This is a genomic window from Shewanella abyssi (assembly GCF_023284025.1).
Taxonomy (GTDB): domain Bacteria; phylum Pseudomonadota; class Gammaproteobacteria; order Enterobacterales; family Shewanellaceae; genus Shewanella; species Shewanella abyssi.
The window spans coordinates 1-6,157 of sequence record NZ_JAKIKR010000099.1 but is presented as its reverse complement, the minus strand read 5'-3'; the positions used below and the strand labels follow the sequence as shown (position 1 = coordinate 6,157).

Annotated in this window: 6 protein-coding genes; 1 reads left to right on the top strand and 5 read right to left on the bottom strand. The window is 46.1% G+C overall.

The features are described 5' to 3' along the window. The coding region (locus L2755_RS21650) for a Crp/Fnr family transcriptional regulator (RefSeq protein WP_248982714.1) at positions 1 to 619 on the top strand (619 nt) is incomplete at its 5' end. 40 nt (positions 620 to 659) lie between these two features. Here L2755_RS21650 and tsgA read toward each other — a convergent pair. The 5 genes from tsgA to hslV form a co-directional block, all read right to left on the bottom strand. After that, the gene (gene tsgA, locus L2755_RS21645; RefSeq protein ID WP_248982713.1) at positions 660 to 1,829 is read right to left on the bottom strand and encodes an MFS transporter TsgA; all 1,170 of its coding nucleotides are present in this window, start codon (positions 1,827 to 1,829) and stop codon (positions 660 to 662) included. Positions 1,830 to 1,907: 78 nt separating this feature from the next. Further along, positions 1,908 to 2,612, bottom strand: a complete 705-nt coding sequence (gene deoD, locus L2755_RS21640; RefSeq protein WP_248982712.1) for a purine-nucleoside phosphorylase — start codon at positions 2,610 to 2,612, stop codon at positions 1,908 to 1,910. Between the two features lie 217 nt (positions 2,613 to 2,829). After that, the gene (locus L2755_RS21635) at positions 2,830 to 3,222 is read right to left on the bottom strand and encodes a gamma-butyrobetaine hydroxylase family protein (RefSeq protein WP_248982711.1); all 393 of its coding nucleotides are present in this window, start codon (positions 3,220 to 3,222) and stop codon (positions 2,830 to 2,832) included. 102 nt (positions 3,223 to 3,324) lie between these two features. Continuing rightward, the gene (gene hslU, locus L2755_RS21630) at positions 3,325 to 4,650 is read right to left on the bottom strand and encodes an ATP-dependent protease ATPase subunit HslU (protein ID WP_248982710.1); all 1,326 of its coding nucleotides are present in this window, start codon (positions 4,648 to 4,650) and stop codon (positions 3,325 to 3,327) included. Between the two features lie 50 nt (positions 4,651 to 4,700). Beyond that, complete coding sequence (gene hslV, locus L2755_RS21625; protein WP_248982709.1) at positions 4,701 to 5,225, bottom strand: ATP-dependent protease subunit HslV; 525 nt, start codon at positions 5,223 to 5,225, stop codon at positions 4,701 to 4,703. Positions 5,226 to 6,157: the final 932 nt, after the last annotated feature.

The window sequence follows — 6,157 nt, the reverse complement described above, 5'->3', positions numbered from 1 at the left end:
GCATGCTGCTATTGAGCAGATAATGCGTGAGTGCATCAGCGAGACAAAATCCGTTGCCGCACAACATCGATTGATGGAACAAGGTCAACAGGTGAGCGACCTAATACTGGTGCCCCATGGTCGAATCTCAATGGGTTATACCGCGAGAAATGGTCGTAGTTTTCAGTTGGGCACCATGACGTGCGACTCGCAGTTGTTTGGTGAGATGGAGTTTTTTACCGACTACTTGTGCCAGTTAGATATTATTGCCGAAGAGCCATTGGAGATCTCAGTGATCAATGGCGATAAGCTACAGCAGGCCTTATTAAAGACACCTCAGTTTGCGCTGTTTTTTGCCAGTGCTATAGCCATCGATTATCAAGATACGGTGGATATTTTCACCCGCAGAATGCTATACCCCATCGCTTATAATATTGCTTACGATCTCTATCATCAGTATCTGAAAGATCAGCCGGTAGAGGGTTTTACTAAGTGCTATTTAGAGGCAGAGCGCTTTGCCACAACCGATAGAGTTTATCGCCGAGCGATTAAAAAACTGGAAGATTTGGCGCTGATTAAGCGAGAAAAAGAGGGGCTGACTATTTGCGATCTAGAAGGGCTTAAGTCCTTTATAGAATAAACCCCAAACCTGCCGTTTGGGGTTTATTTAGCAGAAGAGCTTAGGCTGTTTGAGCTGACATACTCGCTTTTTGCTTATTAGAGATAAGCAACATCGCAATGATTAGACCGTAGATAATAGGAATTGCATACATCACTGTTTGTAGGCCGATGATGCTTTCGAACTGTGAGCTGATTGCTGGGCTGAACATTGCGCCAGCGCTACCACTGATCAATATGTAGGATACATTGCGGCTACTGGCATTTTTTACAAATGACACACCGTAAGCAATAAAGGCGTTATAAAGTGCTGCACAAGCAAAGCCGTAGCCATAGGTTAGGTAACCAATCCAAGCTAAATTATCTGTGGTTACAATCAAACTGGTGATGACAAATGCGAGTGAAATCATGCCCATGATGAAGTGCTGGATTTTTACTCTCGAGACAATCACAGTCGATACCAGCGCACCAATTAGCGCGGCAGACCAATACTGGGTGATAATATTACCCGCATCTTCGAATGGGATATCGAACTTGGTTTTAACGAACATCGGTGCCCAAGTCAGGAAGGTGTATAGCGCTAGCATGCCAAGGAATAAACCCACTCCGCCGCTAATGATCCCTAAGTTCCACTCTGACTCATCTTTGCCACTCTCTGCTGATGTTTGATTTTCAACCAGTTCGAAGTTGGTCGCAAGCGCGATGGCGGCAGTGGCTAATGCAACGATACCAACAGCAAGGTAGCTGTAGCTCCAAGACAGCGCATGGCTCAATGCATACGTGGTAATGAGTGGGAACACTACGCCTGCAACGTTAAAGGTGGCATCTTGTACCACTAGCATGGTGCTTTGAATTTTATCTTTCCATACTGATACTACGATAGTACCGGCGATACAAAGGCCAACACCGCCACAAAGCCCGATAATCGTCATTGCGATCATCACTACAGAGAGTGAGCTGGTGAAGTGTAAAGCCGCTGCACTGAGTGCAATACTCACGTAACTGAGAAGTGTCATGCGTTTAACACCGATTTTTTCAATTAAGAAAAAAGCAGCGATAGTACCGGCGAGGGCGCCGCCATTAAGCAGTGAGAATATTGAGGCTACTTCATTGACGTTAGCAGAAAATTTCTCTGCTATAGGTTCAATCAACATGCCGAACTGAGTGGCAAAGCCTGCCATCACAAAGTTGGCTAAAAAGCTGAGCAGGGTTAAGGATATTTTATTTTTCATCATCTGTTCCTAGTATCACAGTATCAAGCGTTAAAGTTAAGCCGCGCAAAGGAGTGCTTCGAGCGGCTTAATAAAGAGTTACTGACAGGCTGTTTCTAATGCCAGCTCTATCATCTGGTTAAAGGTTAATTGTCGAGCCTCTGCACTGGTCTCTTCGCCCGTTAAGCAATGGTCTGAAACGGTAAGAATGGCGAGGGATTCGAAACCCTTGTGATGCGCCAGGCCATATAAGCCAGCAACTTCCATATCGACACCTAATACACCAAAGCGTTCTAATGCTGGGATCATGTCTTCATCTGGATCGTAGTACATGTCACCACTGAACACGTTACCGACTTTCACGTTAATCTGCTTCTGTTGAGCGATGGTGTAGGCTTTGTGCAGCAAACTGAATGTGGCAGAGGTCGCCATCTGGTAACCACTACTGCGCTTAGCATTCGTCGGTGAATCAGTCCCCGCAGCTTGGGCCAAAATGACATCATTGATCTTGACGTTGTGCTGGGTTGCCCCAAGGCTGCCGACACGAATGATGCGTTTAACATTAAAGTCAGTGACGAGTTCATGGGCGTATAACACCATAGATGGAATACCCATACCGTGGCCCATGACGGAAATACGTTGGCCTTTATAAAAACCGGTATAGCCAAACATATTGCGAATATTGGTCACTTCCACCGCATCATCCAAAAAGTTTTCAGCGATATACTTAGCGCGAAGTGGGTCGCCAGGCATGATGATGGTTTCGGCAAAATCACCGGCTTTACCATTAATATGTGCAGTCATGAGTAATCCTCTATTTTGATTACTCTCGATAGTAATTGTCTGTTTATGATCCGTGGAGGACATAAGTCCGCATAGAGTGATATATGGGCAAGATCTGCTGTTTGATCACAAAAAATGACGCTTATCTGCGTCATTTTGTGATGGACTGTTTTTTGCTTTAGCTTGAAGGGTGATTTAAATCACCCTTCCGCTCTGGGCGTTTGGGATAAACAGCCTACTACTTGTGGTATTTCACTGCCATATCGATAAGTGGCTCGCGGCTGGCTTTTGCTGCTCGCAAGCGCGCTAAGTATTTTTCCCACAATTCGACTTGGTGAGTCGCTAAGTCATGCAGTACTTTCCATGAAAAAAGCCCGGTATCGTGGCCATCATCAAAGACAATTTTAACCGCATAATTGCCGACAGGCTCAATGGCTGAGATATTGACATTTTTCTTGTGGGTAACTAGCACAGGATTACCATGACCATGTACCTCTGCTGATGGCGAGTAAACGCGCAGCATTTCGCAGCTAAGCTGATAAGTGTCGCCATTATCGAAGTGCATCTCTAGCAGGCGAGATTTACGCTTAAGCTTTAAGGATTCAACATTAGGGGTATTATCTTGGGTCATAGGTCTGCCAATTAGAGAAAGTCGCGATTCATAAAACACAATAGCGGTTAAGCACTGAGTTGTCCTTAACCGCTATCACATTCGTTTTTAATAACTACAAGACTAGAGAATAAAGCGACTCAAATCTTCATCTTTAACCAAGTTATCGAGGTGAGCGCTGACGTAATCAGCATCGATGATGGTTTCAGAACCTGATTTGTCAGACGCTTCGTAAGAGAGCTCTTCCATCAAACGTTCCATCACAGTGTGTAGACGACGGGCACCAATGTTTTCTGTGCGCTCGTTGACCTGCCATGCGGCCTCTGCGATAGAGTCGATACCCGATTCGGTAAACTTAATCTTTACGCCTTCAGTCCCCAAAAGAGCAACATATTGCTCAGTGAGTGAGGCGAACGGCTCAGTCAAAATACGCTTAAAATCACCCGCTGACAGCGCATCAAGTTCGACGCGGATCGGCAAGCGACCCTGTAGCTCAGGGATCAAGTCCGACGGCTTACACATCTGGAATGCACCCGATGCAATAAACAAAATGTGATCTGTTTTGACCATGCCGTGTTTAGTATTGACCGTACAACCTTCAACGAGTGGCAGCAGATCGCGCTGCACACCTTCACGCGAAACGTCTGGGCCTGAAGAATCACCGCGCTTACAAATTTTATCAATCTCATCTAAGAAAACGATACCGTGTTGTTCAACCAATTCGATCGCTTGCTCTTTGAGATCATCAGGATTAACAAGCTTGGCCGCTTCCTCTTCAATAAGCAGTTTATAGGCTTCTTTAATCGGCATCTTACGGCGCTTGCTAGCACCCGGTCCCATATTCTGGAACATGCTTTGCAGCTGGTTAGTCATCTCTTCCATGCCTGGAGGCGACATGATTTCAATACCCGCCTGTGGCGCAGAGACGTCAATTTCAATCTGTTTGTCATCTAGCTGGCCTTCACGTAACTTTTTACGGAAAACTTGGCGAGTGCTACTATCTGCTGGCTTTTCGCTGTCCCAATCTTCCTTAGGCTTCGGCAGTAGCGCATCGAGAATACGCTCTTCAGCAGCTTCTTCGGCTCTATATTTACACTTAGCCATCTGCTCTTCACGTGTCAGCTTGATGGCTGAGTCGGTGAGATCGCGAATGATCTGGTCAACTTCTTTACCGACATAGCCCACTTCAGTGAACTTAGTGGCTTCCACTTTAATGAACGGCGCTTTCGCAAGGCGCGCCAGGCGGCGGGCAATTTCAGTCTTGCCTACACCTGTTGGGCCTATCATTAGAATGTTTTTCGGCGTAACTTCTTGACGAAGATCAGCCGATAACTGCATCCGGCGCCAGCGGTTACGCAATGCTATCGCGACTGAACGTTTGGCTTTTTGCTGGCCAATAATGTGGCTATCAAGTTCATGAACAATTTCACGCGGTGTCATTTCAGACATATTCTTTCCTCATGCTTAAGCATCAGTCTTAGGTATAAACGACAGTTCGTTTAGTACGTTAACTCTTCGATGGTCTTAAATTGGTTAGTGAAAACACAGATGCCGCCGGCAATCGTCAATGACTTTTCTGCAATTTCTAACGCGCTAAGGTCAGTGTTTTCAAGCAATGCAGTGGCTGCTGATTGGGCAAAGTTGCCGCCAGAACCGATGGCAATTAAGTCATTTTCTGGCTGGATCACATCACCGTTACCGGTAATAATCAATGACGATTCACCATCAGCCACGGCCAATAGCGCTTCAAGTTTGCGTAGTACCTTGTCTGAACGCCAGTCTTTGGCCATTTCAACGGCGGCGCGCATAAGATGGCCTTGATGCATTTCGAGTTTGGCTTCGAAGCGCTCGAATAGGGTGAATGCATCGGCTGTACCGCCCGCAAAGCCAGCCAATACCTTATTATGGTATAGACGACGAACTTTTTTAGCGTTGCTTTTCATCACGGTGTTACCGAGAGAAACTTGGCCATCACCGGCGATAACCACTTGGTTATTACGGCGTACTGATACGATAGTGGTCACGATAAATCCTCTTCTCTAGCCAGCGACAATGTGCCTGCTGGTTGGTGATAGTAGAGATATGGGGGTGGTTGAGTAAATATCAAGGGTAACTTGATTGCTGCTGACTCAGCATGACTCTGTTTATTTGCTGGTCTTCATTCCGATTTATCAAGCTACGCTTGACCAAAGTCGTGGTGCTTCGCCCACACCCGAGGTTGAGATAATCAAACTCCGTTTGATAAAGGTCGTGGGATTCCATCCCACACTGGCCAAAAGGGGAACAACAGCAATCCCCTCCAGCCTACTTCTTGATAAACAGTCCCGTGCCGCCCCGACGAAATTTAAAAAGCAAAATTTCCAACGGGGGAGATTTGATTCTGGAAGTTAGTTTAAATGTCTTTATGTTCAGCCGTTTACTGGAAGGCTACAATTCCCTGTATTAAAACTGAAAACTCAAATGCTGAGAGTGTGCGCTTTTCAAACCCAGTGTAGATGCGGTTGAGGCCTTCGGAAACAGGGACGTTTTCGTTGAGCCCACAAGGATGTGCTCGTGGCGAGCCTCAGTTGCGTCTGCACATACGCCTGCTGCAGGCAATTGGAACCACTTTGGGCAGAGTAAGCCTTTGAATTTATCTATTGATAATGAAGCTAAGGCCTTACGGCCTAAAAGGTCGTGGCGCTTCGCCCATTCTTGTAATCAAGAGTAGAGCCAAGGGGCAAAGCGCTTGCGCCCCTTTTGCTTAATTATTTCAAAAGAAGTCCCTCAGCGCCCCGGCGAAATTTAAAGAGCAAAATTTCCAACGGGGAAGATTAGATTCTGGAAGTTAGTTTAAATGTCTTTATGTTCTGGCGTTTACTGGAAGGCTACAATTCCCTGTATTAAAACTGAAAACTCAAATGCCGAGAGTGTGCGCTTTTCGAAACCAGTGTGGATGCGGCTGTGACCGTCCATG